Origin of the sequence: Paraplanobispora siamensis (genome assembly GCF_016863175.1) — a bacterium.
In the GTDB taxonomy this organism is placed as follows: domain Bacteria; phylum Actinomycetota; class Actinomycetes; order Streptosporangiales; family Streptosporangiaceae; genus Planobispora; species Planobispora siamensis.
This window is the reverse complement of record NZ_BOOJ01000051.1, coordinates 23,703-41,278: the sequence shown is the minus strand read 5'-3', so window position 1 is coordinate 41,278 and position 17,576 is coordinate 23,703. Positions and strand designations below refer to the sequence as shown.

Here is a 17,576-nt window from a genome sequence, read left to right as displayed (position 1 = left end):
CGTTCCGCCGGCCGGGCCGGCCCGGAGGTCCCCGGCAGGACAGGGCCAAGGACTCTTCCTCCCCGCGGCCCGGCCGCCGACGATGGGGGAGCATCCGGCACATGGCGGGAAGTGAGAGCCGTGGGTGTCACAGATCCGGCCGGCCCCGCGCGGTCGGCCACGGGCCGGCGGGTGCGCGTTCCGCGTGACCCCGTCGACGACCACAACGCGCGCATGGCCGCCCTGCGCCGCCGCCTGCTCGCCGAGCACACCGGCGCCGCGCTGGTGAACGTCGGCGGCGCGGGCCCGTACGACCCCGCCGCGGCGAAGGGCAACATCGAGAACTTCATCGGCGTCGCCCAGGTCCCCATCGGCGTCGCCGGGCCGTTGCGGATCAACGGCGAGCACGCCCGCGGTGACTTCCTGGTGCCGCTGGCCACCACCGAGGGGACGCTCGTGGCCAGCTACAACCGCGGCATGCGGCTGCTGACGGAATGCGGGGGCGTCACGGCGGCCGTCGTGGAGGAGTCCATGCAGCGCGGCCCGGTGTTCTCCTTCGACGGCGCGCTCCAGGCCCGCGACTTCGGCGTCTGGGTCGAGGAGCACTTCGCCGAGATCAGGAAGGTCGCCGAGGCCACGACGCGGCACGGGCGGCTGCGGAACATCGGCCAGTACCAGGTGGGCCCGCTCCGTTACCTGCGCTTCAACTACACCACCGGGGACGCGGCGGGCCAGAACATGACCGGCAAGGCCACCAGGGCCGCCTGCGAGTGGATCAGGGCGGCCCATCCGGGCAGGCCGGCCTACCTGCTGTCGGGCAACATCGACACAGACAAGAAGCACTCCCAGATCAACACCCTGCTCACGCGCGGACGCCGGGTGGTCGCCGAGGCGGTGCTGGACCGGCGCAGGCTGCGGGCCCTCATGGGGGTGGAGGCCGCCGAGCTGTTCCGGTGGCGCCAGGTGACGATGACCGGCGCCACACTGGCGGGCTCGGCGAGCAACGGCGCGCACGCGGCCAACGGGCTGGCCGCCCTGTTCATCGCCACCGGCCAGGACGTCGCCAACGTGGCCGAGTCGCACGCCGCGCTCAGCTATACGCGGCTGCTGGACTCGGGCGACTACTACTGGTCGACAACCCTGCCCGCACTGATCGTGGCCACCTGCGGCGGCGGCACCGGCCTGCCCACCCAGCGCGAGTGCCTGGAACTGCTGGGGTGCCGGGGTCCCGGCAAGGCGGCCAGGCTCGCCGAGATCTGCGCGGCGACGGTACTGGCCGGCGAGGTGTCCCTGGCCTGCGCCGTGGTCCGGGACGACTGGGTGGACGCCCACGAACGTCTCGGCCGCAACCGTCCAGGTCCAGAACATTCATGAAATATCAGTACTAAGGGGGCGACATGGGGACGACACAGGCCGGGGAACCCGGCCGGAGCCGGTGGGCCGATCTCCACGGCCCGGTCCACTACATCGACTACGGCGGCCCGCCCGACGGGCCGGTGGTCGTCGCGGTGCACGGGCTCGGCGGGTCCGCCCTCAACTGGCTGGCCGTGGCCCCGCTGCTGACCGGCCGCTGCCGGCTGATCGCGCCGGACCTGGCCGGGCACGGCTTGACCCGCGCCGACGGCAGGTCCACCACCGTCCAGGCCAACCGGCGCCTGCTGCACCATTTCGTCACCGCGGTCGCCGGCGGCCCGGTGATCCTCATGGGCAACTCGATGGGCGGGATGATCTCCCTCCTCGAGGCCGGCACCCACCCGGAGGCCGTCGCGGGCCTGGTGCTGCTCAACCCGGCGGCGGCGTTCGTGCCCGCCCTGCCCGACCCGCTGGTGGCGGCCTTGTTCGCCGCGTACGCCACGCCGTTGTTCGGCCGCCTCGTGATAGGCCGCCGCCGTACCCTGTCCCCCGAGACCACGGTCGGCATGGTGCTCAGGATGTGCTGCGCCGACCCCTCACGGGTGCCGCCCGAGGTCGTCGCCGCCCACGTCGACCTGGCACGCCACCGGGCGACCCTGGAGCACGCCGAACGCGACTTCCTGCACGCGGCCCGATCAGTGGTGCGTACGGCGGGCGGCCCGCCCGGCTCGTCCTACCGGCGCGCGATCCGCGCGATCCGCGCCCCGGGCCTGCTCGTCCACGGCGAGCGGGACCGCCTGGTCCCCGCCGCCGCCTCCCGGGCGCTGGCCAGGACCCAGCCCTCGTGGGAACTGGTGATCCTGCCGGGCGTGGGCCACGTCCCCCAGCTGGAGGCCCCCCGCGAAACCGCCGCGGAGATCCTGCGCTGGCTCGCCTCGGACGCCGCCGCCGAGGCCGTACGGACCGCGACCCACCCGTTCGGGCCGGGCCGAACGGCGACGGCGACGGGGCCGAACGGCTCTGTGCGTCCAGCGTCCGCCCCCTGATGCTGAAGACGACGTCCCACCCCCTGCGGCGAAGCGGCGGCGATCGACATGACCGACCATCTGAGCCCCCTTGACGCGGTGTTCCTCGATCTCGAGGACGAGGAACCCGAGGTGTCGCTGGCGATCTCCTCCGTCGCCGTGCTCGAAGGCCCCCCGCCGGCCCACGAGGAGTTCCTCGCGGCCGTCAGGGCCAGGCTGCCGCTGATCCCGCGCTATCGGCAGAAGGCCAGGCAGCTCCCGTTCGACCTCGGCTCGCCCGTCTGGGTGGACGACCCGGACTTCGAGCTGGAGTATCACGTCAGGCGGATACGCGTGCCCGCCCCCGGCGACGACGCGGCGATGTGCGAGCTGATCGGCGTCATCATGTCGCAGCGGCTGGACCGCGACCGGCCGCTGTGGGAGTACTGGGTGCTCGAAGGGCTGTCCGGCGGCCGCTGGGCCCTGGTGTCGAAGGTGCACCACTGCATGGTCGACGGCGTGTCCGGCACCCATCTCTACTATCTGATCTTCGACCTGTCGCCCGGGGGCAGCGGCCCCATGCCCGAGGACACCTGGCACCCCGGCCCGGAGCCGTCCACCTGGAGCCTGGTCGCCGGCGCGCTGCGCGACCTCGCGCTCAACCCGGTCGAGCAGCTCCGGATGATCGGCGGGGCGCTGCGCACCCCGAAGGACACCGCCCGCCTCATCGCCGAGACCACCCGGGGCCTGTTCAACCTGGCCGGCGCTCTGCGTCCCGCCTCCGGCTCGACGCTCACCGGCCCCATCGGCGAGCAGCGCAGGTACGCGGTCGTCCGCGCCCCCATCGGCGACCTGCTGGAGGTCAAGCGGCGCGCGGGCGTCAGCCTCAACGACGTGGCGCTGGCGGCCGTCAGCGGCGCCTTCAGAAAACTGCTGATCCAGCGCGGCGAGGAACCCGGCCCGCGCGCCGTGCGCTCTCTCGTGCCCGTCAACGTACGGGTCCGCGGCCAGGAGGGTGTCCCGGACAACCGCATCTCGTGCCTGCTGCCCTTCCTGCCCGTCCACGTCGCCGAACCGGCCGAGCGGCTGCGCGCCGTACACGAGCACCTCGCCGAGCTCAAGGCCGGCATGGAGGCGCAGGCCGGACAGGCGATGACCACGCTGGCCCGCCACGAGCCGTTCCCCCCGATCAACTGGGGGCTGCGGCTGGTCGCCCGCCTGCCGCAGCACAACATCGTCACCGTCACGACGAACGTGCCGGGCCCGCGTCAGCCGCTGTACCTGCTCGGCCGCCGCACGCTGGAGATCCTCCCGTACGTGCCCATCGCGTCCGGGCTGCGCACCGGCGTGTCCATCTTCACCTACTGCGACCAGATCGCCATCGGCGTCACCGGCGACTACGACAACGCTCCCGAGGTCGCCCGGTTCGCCGACGACATCGGGGCGGAACTGCGGGCCCTGGTCAAGGTCCACCGCCCCGCCAAGCGCACCTCCACGAGAACCGCCGGACCCCGCCGGACCGCGGCCCGCCCACGGGCGGCGGCCGGGAAGAAGGCCGGCACCTGAAGGAGAACGCCATGTTCAACCTCGCCGTCATCCTCCGGGAGTCGGCGGCGGCGGTGCCCGGCAGGGACGCCGTCCGTCACCCCGCAGGCGCCATGACCTACGCCGAGCTGGACGCGTCGTCCGACGCGGTCGCCGAAGGGCTGGCCGCGCTCGGCGTCCAGCCGGGCGACGCCGTGGCCCTGCAACTGCCGAACATCCCGCAGTTCGTGGTCACCTACTTCGGCATCCTCAAGGCCGGCGCCGTCGTGGTGCCGCTCAACCCGCTGCTCAAGGCCCGGGAGGTGAGCTACAGCCTGCGCAACTCGCTGGCCCGGGCGCTCGTCACCTGGGAGGGCGCGGCCGGGGAGGCGGCGCTCGGGGCCGAGGAGGCGGGTGTCAAGGACGTGTTCGTCGTGGGCGCGCCCGCCCGCGCCGCCAGGCCGTACGCCGAGCTGCCCAGGCCGGTCGCCGGTACACGGCCGATCGCCGCACGCGAGGCCTCCGACACCGCCGCGATCGTGTTCACCTCCGGCACCACCGGTGCGCCCAAGGGCGCCGAGCTGACGCACTTCCAGCTCTACATGAACGCCGACATCCCCGGGCGGCTGTTCGACGTCCGGCCCGACGACGTCGCGCTGGCGATTCTGCCGCTGTTCCACGTCTTCGGGCTGTCGAGCATCCTGAACGTGTGCGTGCGCTTCGGCTGCACCCTCTCGCTGGTGCCCCGCTTCGACGCCAAGGCCGCGCTGGAGGCCATCCAGCGGGACCGGGTCACGATCTACGAGGGCGTGCCCACCATGTTCGTGGCGCTGCTGGACCACCCGGAGCTCGACCGCTACGACACCTCCTCGCTCCGCGTGGCCATCTCCGGGGGACAGGCCATCCCCGCCCACGTCATGGACGCCTTCGAGGAGCGGTTCGGCCTGATCATTCTGGAGGGGTACGGCCTGACCGAGACCGCCTCGACCACGACGTTCAACATCAGCGCGCAGGAGCGGCGGGCCTACAGCGTCGGCAAGCCCATCTGGGGCACCGAGTCGCAGGTCTGGGACGAGCACGGCGACCGTCTCCCGCCGGGCCGTGAGCACATCGGCGAGATCGTCACCCGCGGCTTCCACGTGATGAAGGGCTACCACCGTCGGCCCGAGGCGACCGCGGAGGTGATGTCCGGCGGCTGGCTGCACACCGGCGACCTCGGCTACGTGGACGAGGACGGCTTCTTCTTCATCGTGGACCGGAAGAAGGAGCTGATCATCCGCGGCGGGTACAACGTGTATCCGCGCGAGGTGGAGGAGGTCCTCTACACCCATCCGGCCGTGGCCGAGGCCGCCGTGATCGGCGTCCCGGACGTCCGGCTCGGCGAGGAGGTCAAGGCCTTCGCGGCGCTCAAACCGGGCGCTTCGGCGACGGCGGAGGAGCTGATCGCCCACTGCCGGGACCGCATGGCCGCCTACAAGTACCCCCGGCAGGTGGAGATACGGGACACGCTCCCCAAGACGGCCAACGGCAAGATCGCCAAACTGGACCTCAAACCGTCCGCCTGAGCCCGGGACGCCGGAGCCCCCAGCCCGGAGCCGGGGGCTACGGGCTGGGGAAGGAGTGGTGCTCGTGGGCGATGACCCAGCGCCCGTCCTGCCTGCGCAGCCCGAAGGTCAGCCGGAGGCGGTTGCGCGGGTCGCGCGCGAGATCCTCGGGGGTACCGCAGCGCAGCAGGGCATGGGCGAAGGCGACGTCCCGCCCGGCGGTCACCTCCAGCGAGGTGAGCTCGAAGCGGGCTTCCCGCGCCTGCCAGTCCAGGAATCCGGGCCAGGCGGCCCGGTAGGCGTCGGAGCCGCGCACGCCCTCCGCCGGCGGCGGCACGTCGAACATCACGATGTCGTCGGCGTGGTCGGCGAGGGTCCCGGCCAGGTCTCCGGCGTCGACGGCGCGCACCCAGCGCTCGATCAGCTCCCGGATCAGGGCGTCGTCGCCGGTGGCGGGGACGATCTCCTCGGGGCGGGCGATGGCGTGGTCGGCGGACATCGGGTTCCTCCTCATCGTCGGTGGTGCGGTCACAGCTGTAACCCCGCCGCACGGTCCCGACTCATCGCTCCCGCCGGAATTCCTCAGGCGATCTCCGCCGGCAGGCCGAAAGCGGGCAGGTCCGCCGTCAGGAACGACACCACCTCGGCGATCCGCGGCCCGGACAGGCACAGGACGTCCAGGCCCGAGGGGAGGTGGACCGCCCGCTCGTCGTCCCACAGGTAGGTGCCGAAGGCCACCTGCCCGTTGGCCGTCGCCGGTACGAAGCGCCAGCGCCCCCGCAGCGGCCCGTCCAGGAGGAAGGCGCGGATCGCGGGCCGTCCCCGGTACCAGGCGGTCAGCGGCGGCATCGAGTAGCGGGCGTCCTCGGCGAGCATCGCCACGATCGCCTCGACGTCCCCGTCCTCCCACGCGGCGGCGTAGCGCCGGGCGAGATCGCGCACCGGCCGCTCGCCCAGGGCGCGCAGTACGGCCTGCTGGGTGGTCTCGGGCAGCCGCCCGTCGAGCAGGGCGCGCGCCCGTTGCAACGCGCTGTTGACCGCGGCGACGGAGGTGTCCAGGAACCCGGCCGTCTCCAGGGCGCTGAAACCGAGGACCTGCCGCAGCAGCAGCGCCGCCCGCTGGCGGCCGGGCAGGTGCTGCACCGCCGCGACGAAGGCCAGCTCAAGGCCCTCCCTGGCGAGGATCCGCGCCTCGGGATCCAGCTCCCGCACCCAGCCCAGCCGGTCGTCCGGGTACGGCTCGACCCAGACGGTCTCCGTCACCGGCGAACCCGGGCTCAGATCGGCCGGCAGCTCCCGGCGGCGGCGCCGTTCCAGCATGGTCAGGCACCGGTTGGTGGCGATCTTGTACATCCAGGCGCGCAGCGACCCGCCGCGCCCGTCGAACCGTGCCAGCCCCTGCCAGGCCCGCACCAGCGTCTCCTGCAGGGCGTCCTCGGCGTCGTGCACCGAGCCAAGCATGCGGTAGCAGTGGGCGTGCAGCTCTCCCCGCAGCGGCTCGACCAGCAGCGCGAACGCTCCGGCGTCACCGTCGCGGGCCGCGGCGATCGCGTCCGCCGGCACAGATCTCTTCTCCACACCCAGCATCATGAAGCGCCGGGAGAGGGGATGGCACGCTGGGACGGGCCGACGGGTCCGATGAGGCCGATGAGTTCCGCCCGCTCGTGCCGTCAGTGGTGGTGTCGGCGGTCAGCCGGCTCACCCGGACGAGGAGGCATGAGTGGTTCACATCAGCGCGACGATGTTCCTGACCCTGGACGGGGTCATGGAGGCGCCCCACCTGTGGCATCCGGCGTACGTCAGCGACGAGAGCCTGGCCGTGCTCGCCGGTCAGCTGGCCGGCGCCACCGCGATGCTGCTCGGGCGCCGCACCTATGAGGAGTTCGCAGGCTACTGGCCCCACCAGCCCGATGACGTGCCGCTGGCCGGGGCGACCAACGGCATCCGCAAGTACGTGCTCTCGCGCACCCTCGGCAACCCGGGGTGGGGCGACACGACGGTGCTCGGCGAAGGCGTGCGGGCGGCGGTGCGCACGCTCGCGGAGCGGGAGGAACGCGTCCTGGTGGCGGGCAGCGCCCGGCTGGTCCGGGAGCTGCTGGAGCGGGGACTGCTCGGCGAGCTGCAGATCACGCTCGACCCCCTCGTCGCCGGTCGGGGCCGCCGGCTCTTCGCCGACGGGGCCGCGCCGGTCCGGCTGGAGCTGACCGGCTCGCGCCGGCTTCCGCACGGGGTGGCGCATCTGGTGTACCGCCCCGCCGGCATGGCGGGTGGTCACCCGTGACGCCGTGCGACGGGTGCGACGGCCCGCACCCCGCCGAGGCGGTCCGCGGCGACGTCCCCGAGGCGGACCCGGTCGCGGCCCGTGGGGGAGCCGATGCCTCCGAGGCGGATCTGGTCGCGGCGGCCCGGGGCGGCGACGACGCCGCCTTCGGCCACCTCGTGGCGCGTCACCGGGTGGACCTGCGGCTGCACTGCTACCGCATGCTCGGTTCGCTGGACGAGGCCGAGGACATGGTCCAGGAGACCCTGCTGCGGGCCTGGCAGGGTCTGGGCGGCTACGAGGCGCGCGCCGGCCTGCGCACCTGGCTGCACCGCATCGCCACCAACGCCTGTCTCGACCTGCTCAAGCGCCACAGCAGGCGCCGCAGGCTGCTGGCCGGCGGACCGCAGGTGCCCGCCGCCGTGGCGGTGCCCTGGCTGCAGCCCTACCCCGACGGCCTGCTCGACGGGGTGCCCGACGCCGCCGCCGACCCCGCCGGGGCCGTGGTGAGCAGGGAGACGGTGGAGCTGGCGTTCGTCGCCGCGCTGCAGTTCCTCCCGGACGGCCAGCGCGCGGCCCTGATCCTGCGCGACGTGCTCGGCTGGCCCGCCGCTGAGTGTGCGCGGCTGCTCGGCGTGTCGGTGGCCGCGGTGACCAGTTCCGTGCAGCGGGCACGGACGGGACTGCGGGAGCGGCTCGGGCCGGACCGCGCCCGGTGGCGGCGCGCCACGGCCCTCACCGATCACGAGAGCGCGGTGCTGGAGCGCTACATGCGCGCGATCGAGGCCGCCGACCACCGGGCCCTGGCGGATCTCCTGGCGCCCGACGCGCGGGTCAGCCACCAGCCGGGCGCCGGCGGCCACCACGGTGCCGAGCCGATCTGGTACGGCGGGCGCGCGACCATCCTCGAACGCTGGGCTCCGGTGCTGCACGGCCCGTACGGCATGAGCCTGAGGATGACGGCCACCGCCGCCAACCGGCAGCCCGCCGCCGCCACCTACATCCGCATCCCCGGGGACGAGCGCTACCGGGCCTTCTCCCTGTCCGTCGTCACCGTCGAGGACGGGCTGCTCACCGAGCTGGCGCAGTTCGGCCCCGAGCTCTTCCCGTACTTCCGGCTGCCCGCCGTGCTCGCCCCGCCCGGGTGAGGAGGGGGCGGCCCGTCAGCTCTCCGCCCCGCTCTTCTCCGTCCCGTCCGGGGACGCCGGTGCGGGGCGGCGCCCCAGGGCGAACGCGAGAGCCGTGCCCGCGGCCAGCAGGACGGCCAGGGCCGCGTAGCCGGAGGCGAGCCCGGCCAGGGTGGCGATCCCGGCGACCAGCAGCGGGCCACCCGCGTCGCCGAGCTCGCGGCCCAGCTCGGCCGCGCCCATGGTCTGGCCGAGGCGCGCCTGCGGGGTGGCGGTGGCCAGGGCGGCGAAGCCGAGCGGGGTGATCAGGCCGGTGCCGGCGCCGATCAGGACGGCCGCGGCCAGCACCCCGGCCAGTCCCGGGATCGTCGCGCAGCCCAGGCCGGCGGCGGTGAGCAGCAGTCCCGCGCCGAGACCGGCGCGGACGGTGAGGCGCCCGGCGTCCAGCGCGCGCCCGGCCGCGGGCTGGACCAGGGCGGCGCAGGCGGCGAGCACGGACACCGCGGCGCCGGTGGCCACCGCGCTCAGCCCGGCCACCGCGCCGGAGACGGGGAGGAAGCCGACCCCGACCGACAGCGCGGCGGTCGCGGCGGCAAGCGCCGCCGTCGGCCCCAGGAAGACCGGGTCGGTCAGGCGCCGGGCCAGGTCGAGCAAGGTCTGTCGGGTCTTGGGCAGCGGGGCCGGGGCCGGGACCGTGAACAGGGCCCAGACGGCGACCGCCGCGCCGAGGAGGGCCAGGACCGCGAACAGCAGCCGCAGGCCCCCCGCCCAGACCAGGACCCCGCCGAGCAGCGGGCCGAGGGTGTAGCCGATGGACTTGTAGAAGCCGTAGGAACCGAAGGCCCGCCCCTGCTTGGCCGCCGGGTTGAGCCGGGCCACCAGGGCGGAGGCCGAGGGGGAGAAGGCGGAGGCCGCGGCGCCCTGGCCGAGACGGGCCGCCCACAACCAGGCGGGGTCGTCCACCACCGCATACGCGGCGGAGGCGGCGGCGAAGGCGACCAGCCCGCCCAGCAGCACCGGGCGGGCGCCGATCCGGTCGGCGAGCGTTCCGAAGATCGGTTTGAGCACCACCTCGGCGCCGTCGTACAGGGCGAGCAGGCCGCCGAGCACCAGCAGCGAGGTGACCGCGTCACCGGACAGGGCGCCGAGGTTGGCGGCGATGCCGTGGGCGCCGAAGGCGGTGGTGAACCCGGCCGCGTACAGCGGCCACATCGCCCCCCGGCGCGGCGTAGGCGCCGTCTCGGTCATCGCTTCCACCCCGGTCGGCGCGGCGCGGTCATCGATCCCGTCCCGGTCGGCGCGGCGCGGGTGTCTGCTCGGTCATCGGTTCTGCTCCGGCATCTGGTGCGAGGCTGTTGGTGCGAGGTTGCGAGGCGTGGAAGGCACGTCCGGCGTGCTCTCCGGCCGCCCGGCGGCCTCCGGGGTGCCGGAGACGTCCGGGCGGTCGGGACTGCTGCGATGGATCGTACGGCCCGGCCTTCCGGGAGCCGCCTCCGGCCGCAGGCTCCCGCCGTGGGCCCCGTCCGCCCCGGAGGCTCAGGACGCGGCCGGACGCCGGGTGAAGATCCGGCCGGCCAGGTCGACGCCCACGATCGCGCCGCTCCCGTCGCGGGTGAAGAAGCCGCGCTGCCCCTTCAGGCCTCCTTCGGTGATGATGTACTCGTCGCCGTCCCCCGGCAGGAAGCCGATGGCCGCCGGCGGATGGTCCGGCGGGATCCCGGTCTCCGACGCCTCGCGGATCTCCGGCTTGATCCCGGCCGCGAGCGTGAGCGCGAGCCCGTCGGCGGCGATGTCGATGTCCATGGCGTCGTTCTCGTAGCGGCCGGCGACCTCCCGTGCCCGCGTCTCGTCGTGGGGGACCGGTTCGGGGTCGCGCTCGACCACGCCGAGACAGTGCTCCAGTGCCCAGCGGACGACGGCCTGGTTGAAGGGGTTGCCCTCCGGAGCGGCGTTGGCCAGGGAGACGACGGCGAAGTCGCGCTCGGGCACGATGAGCAGCTCGGCGAACTGGCCGTTGCCCGAACCGCCGTGCCCGGCGGCGCGCACACCGTCCACCTCCCGCAGGAACCAGCAGATCCCGAAGGCGTCGCCGAGCGTGCTGGAGCGCAGCTCGACCGTCCGCTCCCGCATGCGGCGCAGCGCCCCGGCGGGCAGCACGCCCTCCCCGGCGCCCAGGTGGAACCGGGCCCAGCGCAGCAGGTCGCTCACCGAGGACGCGATGCCCCCGCCGGGGTCGTCGGCGCGCCAGCCGGCCCGCCACGCCTTCCACGGCCGGGCGGGCCGCAGGGTTCCGTCCCCGTCTCGGTTGTGGCCCACGGCGAACCGCCGGGTCATGACCTCGTCCAGGTCGAAGAAGGTGTTCGACAGCCCCGCCGGCTCCAGGACCAGCGAGGTCACGGCCCGCTCGAAGGGCAGGCCGGTGACCCTCTCCACGACCAGCCCGGCCAGGTTGTAGCCCGCCTGGCTGTAGGAGGCCCGGGCGCCGGGCGGCGCGACCGTCTTCAGGCCGGCCAGCCTCGTCGCGAACGCCGCCAGGGACAGGTCCTCCTCCCCGGGGTCGATCAGGTTCCAGTCCAGGCCCGAGGTGTGGTTGAGCAGGTTCAGCACGGTGATCCGCGCCGCGGCCCGCTCGTCGGAGAGCCTGAGCTCGGGGACGTACCGGCGCACCGGCGCCTCCAGCTCGATCCTCCCCTCCGCGGCCAGGCGCATCAGGGCGGTCGCGGTGAAGGTCTTGGTCACCGAGGCCAGATGGAACAGCGTCGTGCCGTCGACCGGCAGCGGGTCGGCCAGACTGGTGACGCCGTAGCAGGCGTGGATCTCCTCCTCGCCCCTCAGCACTCCGGCGGCGGCGCCGGGCAGGCCGAACTCACGGGCCGCCGCCTCGACGAAACCGGACAGCTTCTCGTGGGACATCGCATCCTCCGCTCGATTGGTTGAACTAAGTGCAAGGCGAGGCTATGCCGCTCCTGAACTAAGTGCAATGGCGCGATTGAACTTTGTTCAACTATGCTGGCGGTCATGTCGAGGGACACACTGACCGCAGACCAGATCATCCGTGCCGCCATCGAGCTGCTGGACAGCGAGGGCCTGGACGGCCTCAACATGCGCAGCCTGGGCAAACGGCTGGGTTCGGCCGCCACGGCGATCTACTGGCACATCAAGACCAAGGACGACCTCGTACGGCTGGCCGGCGACGCGGTCTGGAACGAGGTCGAGCTGCCCGACCTCGACAGCACCAACTGGCGCACGGCCGCCACCGCCATGGCCACCAGCATGCACGCGATGCTCGCCCGTCACCCCTGGCTCGGACAGGCGTTCGGCAGCCACCTGCTGTACGGTCCCGGCAAGGCCCGCCTCGACGACCACAGCCTCGCCATCTACGAGAAGGCGGGATTCGCCGCCGCCGACGCCGACCAGGCGGCCGGCACGGTGTTCGTCTTCGTGCTCGGCAGCGCCCTCGGGCCGGCCTCGCAGGTCTCGCTGACCCGGCGGCTCGGCAAGAACGGCGCGGACGCCGAGCGGTTGCTGGCCGAGACCATGTCGCGGGCCGCGGAGGTCGCCATGGAGTTCCCGCGGCTGCGCGAACGCCTCGACACCGCCGCTGCCGCCGACTATGCCATGGCGCCCGACGGCAGCTTCGAGTTCGGTCTCCGGGCCATCCTCGACGGACTGGAGGCCCGCCTCGCCGGCTAGCGCACGTCCCCGGTTTCCCCTTCGGCCCGCAGGAGACTCCGATGCCGGCGCCTTCACGGACCCGTAGTTCCGCAGCCGGGACGGCGGTGTGGTTGTGGCCGGGCCGCGCCCTGTACGCCGGACCGTCCCTGCGGCTGGGACCGCACTCCGGCGCGGTCGCGTGCCTGGCCGTGGGCGTGGACGCGCCCTTCGCCGTCCGTCCGGCGACCGGTGGCGAACTGCGGGCGCGCACCGCGCTCATCGCCCCTCGGGTGCGGCACCGGCTCGTGATGTCCGGCGACCGCATGGTGTTCCTCTACCTCGAACCGGGCTCGGCGGACGATCGGGCGTGCCGTACCGGCTTCACCGCCGCGGAGGGGGAGATCCTGGCCGGGCACCGGCGCGAGGACGCCCTGCTCGCCCGGGCGGCGGAGCTGTCCCCGCACACTCCCCTCCCGCAGGTCACCGCCTGGATCGCCGAGGCCACCGGCCATGCCGGGACGTCGTACGCCGACCCGCGGATCGCGGCCGCCGCCAGGCGGCTCATCGAGGCCAGCCGGCCGCTGCCCGCCGCGCCGCTGGCCGCCGAGCTGGGGTTGTCGGAGTCCCGCTTCCTGCGGCTGTTCAGGGACGGTACGGGGACGTCGTACCGCCGCTTCCGGCTGTGGGCGCAGATGCACCGGGCGGCGCGGGCCCTGGCGGCGGGCCACAACCTCACCCGGGCGGCGGCCGACGGCTACTTCGCCAGCCCGTCCCACCTGAGCACCGCATTCCACGCCATGTTCGGCCTCACGCCCAGTGCCCTGCTCTCCCGGAACCCGGTGATCCACTGCCTGGACCCGTCATCCGACGCCGTCACATGACGATCGCCAGCAACGCGCCCGCGGCGGCGACCTCCACCCAGAAGTAGCACCAGATGGGATAGAACGCCTCCGGCCGCTCGATCGCCCGCCCCACCAGCCGCCCGAAGGCCATGCCCAGCAGGGACGCGGCGACGGTGACGAGCACCCCCGTGCGCGTCCCGCCCACGTCGGCGAGCGCCGCCAGCAGCAGTCCGCCGACGGCCACGCCGAAACCGCCGTACACCGCCCGGACCTCGCTGCGCGCCTCGGCCGAGTCGGCGGTAATCCGGAACGGCCTGATCAGCGCGGCGGGCGCGAACAGTCCTAACACGCCCATCCCGAGAAAGAAGACCGCCACCACGACGATCACCACAGCGTGCACGACGACCCCCGGACCCGACGACGGTGAACGAGGCGGCCAGTATGCCCTCGACGCTCCGTGCGGCGCTTCCACGAACCTGCCGCGACGGTCGGCGGGATCGAGACGGTCCGGCCGTTCCCGGTCACGGGACCGGGACGGGCTCCTGTCCCATTTAGCAGGTTATGTCTGTTTTTCGTGGGTAAGACGATAAGCGGCTCAGTCCACGAGCCACCATGAGAACGAGAGCTCACCAAACTGCGATGATCCCGGGGATCTCTAGTGGGCGACGTGTGATGTCCTTCATTCCGCGGCCGATCGACGAAGCGGAGCGAGTCGGAGAGCTCATGGCGTTGCAGGCGCTGGAGACCCTCCCGGCACCCGACTTCTCCGCCATCGCCCAGCTGGCCGCGGCCATCTGTCAGGCGCCGATCGCGCTGGTCAACCTCCTCGGCAACGACGGGCAGTACTTCAAGGGCCGGGCGGGCGTCGCCGCGACCAAGATGGACCGGCAGTCGCTGGTGTGCCCGTACGTCATCTTCGGCCGCGAGGTGATGGAGGTGCCCGACATGCAGGCCGACCCGCGCTTCCGCGACGACCCCTGGGTCACCGGGCCGCCGTACGTGCGCTTCTACACCGGCGCGCCCGTGGTCAGCAGCCACGACCACGCCCTGGGCACGGTGTGCGTGATGGACCAGGTACCGCGCCGGCTGAGCGGCGCCCAGCGCCAGGCCCTGACCACCCTGGCCGCCGGCGCGGCCGGGCTGCTGGAGGCCCACTACTACACCCAGCGCTCCGATGAGATCATCCAGCGGCTGCGCGACGTCGAGGAGCTGAAGAACCAGTTCCTGCGCACCGTCAACCACGAGCTGCGCACCCCGCTGACCTCGATCGCCAGCTATCTGCAGCTGATCCAGGACGGCGGGCTGGACCCGATGACCGAGCAGCGGTTCCTGCAGGTGATCGAGCGCAACAGCCAGCGCATCCTGGAGCTGATCGACGAACTGCTCCTGGTGGCCAGCCTCAACGCCCGTACCGCCGCCCACCACCCGTCCCCCGTCGACCTGACCGCCATCACCCGCCGCGCGGTCGACCGGATCGCCGCCCGGGCCCGCACCTGCGAGCTGCGCCTGAACCTGCACACCGACGGGCCGGTGACGGTGAGCGCCGACGCCCGCCGGCTGGAGCACGCGCTGACCCAGGTCCTTGACAACGCGCTGAAGTTCACCCCGCCGGGCGGGAGCGTCGACGTCACCGTGACCGCCGATCCCCACCCGGCCGTGGAGGTGCGCGACAGCGGCATCGGCATCGGCCCCGACGATCTCAAGCACGTCGTCGAGGACTTCTACCGCGCCCCCGACGTCGAGGAACGCGCGATCGCCGGCACCGGGGTGGGCCTGTCCATCACCGACAAGATCGTTCAGATGCACGGCGGCACCGTGCACATCGACAGCGCCCCCGGGCACGGCACCACGGTCCGCATCGCCCTGCCCGGCCCGTCGGCGCTGCTCGCCCGCTGATCCCGCTCGGATCCGGCGACCCCGCCGAATGGAACGGCCGAATGGAGCGGCCGGCACGGCTCTGCTCGGGGCGGGGCCGTGCCGGCCGGGTCGGGGACGGGGGTCCGGTCAGCCGAGGCGTCCGGCCCCCGCCTGGGCGGGCACGAGACCGCGCAGCGCGCGGGCGGGGTGGACCTTGGTCACCAGGGTGGGCGTCCAGCCCGCGTCGGCGCCGAGGTCGGGGTCGTGGGCGGCGTTGTAGGCGGCGACCAGGTCGACCGGCCTGCCGTCGACGACGTTGTCCCTGACGGTGATCGCGGTGCCGTTCAGAACGGACAGGACCTTGTCGGCGGGGATGCCGTCGAAGGCGTTGGCCTGCGCGTAGACCTTCGAGCCCGCGCCCACGCCGATGCTGTACTGATGGACGTCCGAGCCGGTGTAGTAGTTGTTGTAGACGTGCACCTGGCCGAAGCGCACCCGCGGGGTCCGCTGGCCCAGGCCCTCGAAGTAGTTGTGGTGCAGCGTCACCTTCAGCTTGTCGGCCTCGGCGTACCGGGTGGGGTTGTCGGTGTTGCCGATCAGCGAGACCTTGTCGTGGTTGCTCAGGTGGTTCCACGACAGGGTCACGTAGTTCGAGCCGCGCACCACGTCCAGCAGCCCGTCGTGGACCTGGTACGGCCGGCCGAAGTAGAGCGGCTGGTTCGAGTCCGGGTTGTCGCCGTCGTTGAGGGTGTTGTGGTCCAGCCACACATGCGTGGAGCCGGAGATCTCGATGTTGTCGAAGGAGGCGTTCCAGCTGCCCTCCTCACCGTCCGTCGGGTCCCACTGCGGGAAGCAGTCGGAGGTGTCGGTGATGGTGAGGTTGCGGACGATCACGTTGTCGGCGTCGGTGACGCGGATGCCGAAGCTCTTCAGCGCGGCGTCGCGGCCCAGGCCGACCAGGGTGACGTTGGAGCCGAGGGTGACGGTGACGTGCTTGGCCATCTTGTCGTAGGAGGACTTGCGCGCGTCCTCCAGCGGCCCCGAGGGCACCCTGTCCCGGCCCCAGACCGCCGGGTCGTAGGCGGCCAGGTACGCCTGGAGGCTGTAGCCGTTCACCGCGTAGCTCTGGCAGGTGAGAGGGTTGCCCGCGTCGTCGGTGTCGGCGTCGATGGCGCCCTTCACATAGATGATCTTCGGGGTGTTGTCGGCGGGGTCGCCGATCGCGGCCAGCAGTTGCGCCCGGGTGGAGACGGTGTAGACGTTCTCGGGACGGGCGGCCGAGCCGCCGGTGGTGCCGGTGCCCGCGGCGGCCCAGCCGTCGTTCTCGGGCAGCGCCTGGCGGCCGAGCTGCCGGTCGGATGAGGAGGGGAAGCTGCGGAAGGGGTCCCAGCCGTCCTGGCCCTTCAGATAGTCCTCCGGCTCGAAGTCCTCGGCCTGCTCCCTGGTCATCTGCGGCCGGTCGCCGTTCACGGTCGCGCCGGGGCCGCGGTTGAGGTACTCCGACAGCCGGGCCTCCCGCCAGTTCAGGCCGGACATGTCGGTCCAGGGGGCGTCCTTGAACTGCTGGCCGAGCCAGGACTCGCGGATCAGCACCTGGCCGCGGGCGGTGGCCGAGCCGCCGGCCGGCCACGGGCGGCCCAGGTGGACCGTCTTGGCGGGGGCGTCGCTGACCAGGTGGCTGCGGTAGATCAGGAAGCCGTACGGGTTGGTGATCTCGGTGCTGGCGGCGGTGACGTAGCCGTTGTTGCCGTCGGCGCTGCCGCGGTTCAGGGACTTGATCACGCAGTTGTGGAAGACCGCGGTGGCCCGGCCGAAGATGAAGTCGACGTCGCCCTCGACGTAGCAGTTGCGGAAGTACTGGCGGGCCACGGCGGTGGCGGAGGCGGTGTTGGCGTAGAGGGTGTCCTGGTTGCCGATGAACCGGACGTTCTCGTAGACCTGCCGGTCGCCGGTGGTCCGTACGGCCACGGCCTGGCTGTTGCCGCCCGCGGCCTCGTTGTAGGAGTTCTCGAAGGTGAGGTTGCGGGCGGTGAAGTCGGGCGCGCCGATCACGTAGGAGGCGCTGCCCGAGGTGCCGTAGGTGCCCGAGCCGTCCGGCTTGGGGGTGGAGGCGGCGGCGTCGAAGGTGAGCACCACCTTGCGCGGGTCGTCGGTGTCGCCGACCAGTGAGATGTACGGCTTGTCGGCCGGAATGACCACCTGCTGCCTGTAGGTGCCCGGGCGGACCAGGATCGTGACCCGCTTGGTGTTGCCGGCCGGGACGGCGTCGACGGCGTCCTGCACGGTCGTGTGGTTCCCGGAGCCGTCGGCGGCGACCACGATGGTGGCGGGGGTGGGGGCGGCCGACGCGGTGGCGGCCGGGGCGGCCGCCGCGATGATCGTGAGGGCGATCACCGGAGGGAGTTTCAGAAGTCGCATGTGCAACCTTGGGG

15 protein-coding genes are annotated in these 17,576 nt (G+C 73.0%); 9 read left to right on the top strand and 6 right to left on the bottom strand.

The features are described from left to right. The first annotated feature begins 171 nt into the window (after nt 1-171). Genes Psi01_RS28710 through Psi01_RS28695 form a run of 4 tightly spaced genes read left to right on the top strand, consistent with a single transcriptional unit; the run spans nt 172 to nt 5,425 of the window. Nucleotides 172-1,353, top strand: coding sequence for a hydroxymethylglutaryl-CoA reductase (locus tag Psi01_RS28710; RefSeq protein WP_204067247.1), 1,182 nt, complete (start codon nt 172-174; stop codon nt 1,351-1,353). 23 nt (nt 1,354-1,376) lie between these two features. Continuing rightward, on the top strand, nt 1,377-2,378 hold the full coding sequence (locus tag Psi01_RS28705) for an alpha/beta fold hydrolase (RefSeq protein ID WP_204067246.1): 1,002 nt from the start codon (nt 1,377-1,379) through the stop codon (nt 2,376-2,378). A gap of 48 nt (nt 2,379-2,426) precedes the next feature. Continuing rightward, the gene (locus tag Psi01_RS28700; RefSeq protein WP_204067245.1) at nt 2,427-3,902 is read left to right on the top strand and encodes a WS/DGAT/MGAT family O-acyltransferase; all 1,476 of its coding nucleotides are present in this window, start codon (nt 2,427-2,429) and stop codon (nt 3,900-3,902) included. 11 nt (nt 3,903-3,913) lie between these two features. Continuing rightward, nucleotides 3,914-5,425: a long-chain-fatty-acid--CoA ligase gene (locus tag Psi01_RS28695; RefSeq protein ID WP_204067244.1), complete on the top strand. Its 1,512-nt coding sequence runs from the start codon at nt 3,914-3,916 to the stop codon at nt 5,423-5,425. Between the two features lie 37 nt (nt 5,426-5,462). Here Psi01_RS28695 and Psi01_RS28690 read toward each other — a convergent pair whose 3' ends face one another. Next, nucleotides 5,463-5,903: a YybH family protein gene (locus Psi01_RS28690; RefSeq protein WP_204067243.1), complete on the bottom strand. Its 441-nt coding sequence runs from the start codon at nt 5,901-5,903 to the stop codon at nt 5,463-5,465. An 83-nt stretch (nt 5,904-5,986) separates the two neighbouring features. Continuing rightward, on the bottom strand, nt 5,987-6,982 hold the full coding sequence (locus Psi01_RS28685) for a sigma-70 family RNA polymerase sigma factor (protein WP_239128108.1): 996 nt from the start codon (nt 6,980-6,982) through the stop codon (nt 5,987-5,989). A gap of 142 nt (nt 6,983-7,124) precedes the next feature. Between Psi01_RS28685 and Psi01_RS28680 the strand changes: the two genes are divergently transcribed. Together Psi01_RS28680 and Psi01_RS28675 are read left to right on the top strand one after the other, a co-directional pair. After that, on the top strand, nt 7,125-7,685 hold the full coding sequence (locus tag Psi01_RS28680; RefSeq protein ID WP_204067242.1) for a dihydrofolate reductase family protein: 561 nt from the start codon (nt 7,125-7,127) through the stop codon (nt 7,683-7,685). Continuing rightward, complete coding sequence (locus tag Psi01_RS28675; protein WP_239128107.1) at nt 7,682-8,812, top strand: RNA polymerase subunit sigma-70; 1,131 nt, start codon at nt 7,682-7,684, stop codon at nt 8,810-8,812. Before Psi01_RS28680 ends, Psi01_RS28675 begins: the two co-directional genes overlap by 4 nt. A 15-nt stretch (nt 8,813-8,827) precedes the next feature. Here the strand turns inward: Psi01_RS28675 and Psi01_RS28670 are convergent, their stop codons facing one another. Continuing rightward, on the bottom strand, nt 8,828-10,039 hold the full coding sequence (locus Psi01_RS28670; RefSeq protein ID WP_239128106.1) for an MFS transporter: 1,212 nt from the start codon (nt 10,037-10,039) through the stop codon (nt 8,828-8,830). Between the two features lie 288 nt (nt 10,040-10,327). Further along, nucleotides 10,328-11,704 carry a serine hydrolase domain-containing protein gene (locus Psi01_RS28665; RefSeq protein WP_204067241.1) on the bottom strand — a complete coding sequence of 459 codons (1,377 nt, stop codon included), beginning with the start codon at nt 11,702-11,704 and terminating at the stop codon, nt 10,328-10,330. A gap of 105 nt (nt 11,705-11,809) precedes the next feature. On the opposite strand from Psi01_RS28665, the gene Psi01_RS28660 reads away from it, so the two are divergent. Continuing rightward, nucleotides 11,810-12,484, top strand: coding sequence for a TetR/AcrR family transcriptional regulator (locus Psi01_RS28660; RefSeq protein WP_204067240.1), 675 nt, complete (start codon nt 11,810-11,812; stop codon nt 12,482-12,484). Between the two features lie 41 nt (nt 12,485-12,525). After that, nucleotides 12,526-13,326 carry a helix-turn-helix domain-containing protein gene (locus tag Psi01_RS28655; RefSeq protein WP_204067239.1) on the top strand — a complete coding sequence of 267 codons (801 nt, stop codon included), beginning with the start codon at nt 12,526-12,528 and terminating at the stop codon, nt 13,324-13,326. Here Psi01_RS28655 and Psi01_RS28650 read toward each other — a convergent pair. Continuing rightward, nucleotides 13,319-13,687, bottom strand: a complete 369-nt coding sequence (locus tag Psi01_RS28650; protein WP_204067238.1) for a DUF4345 family protein — start codon at nt 13,685-13,687, stop codon at nt 13,319-13,321. The genes Psi01_RS28655 and Psi01_RS28650 overlap by 8 nt on opposite strands. 323 nt (nt 13,688-14,010) lie before the next feature. On the opposite strand from Psi01_RS28650, the gene Psi01_RS28645 reads away from it, so the two are divergent. Further along, entirely contained in the window at nt 14,011-15,183 is a 1,173-nt protein-coding gene (locus Psi01_RS28645) for a GAF domain-containing sensor histidine kinase (protein WP_204067237.1), read from the top strand. 108 nt (nt 15,184-15,291) lie between these two features. Here the strand turns inward: Psi01_RS28645 and Psi01_RS28640 are convergent, their stop codons facing one another. Next, entirely contained in the window at nt 15,292-17,562 is a 2,271-nt protein-coding gene (locus Psi01_RS28640; RefSeq protein ID WP_204067236.1) for a pectinesterase family protein, read from the bottom strand. Nucleotides 17,563-17,576: the final 14 nt, after the last annotated feature.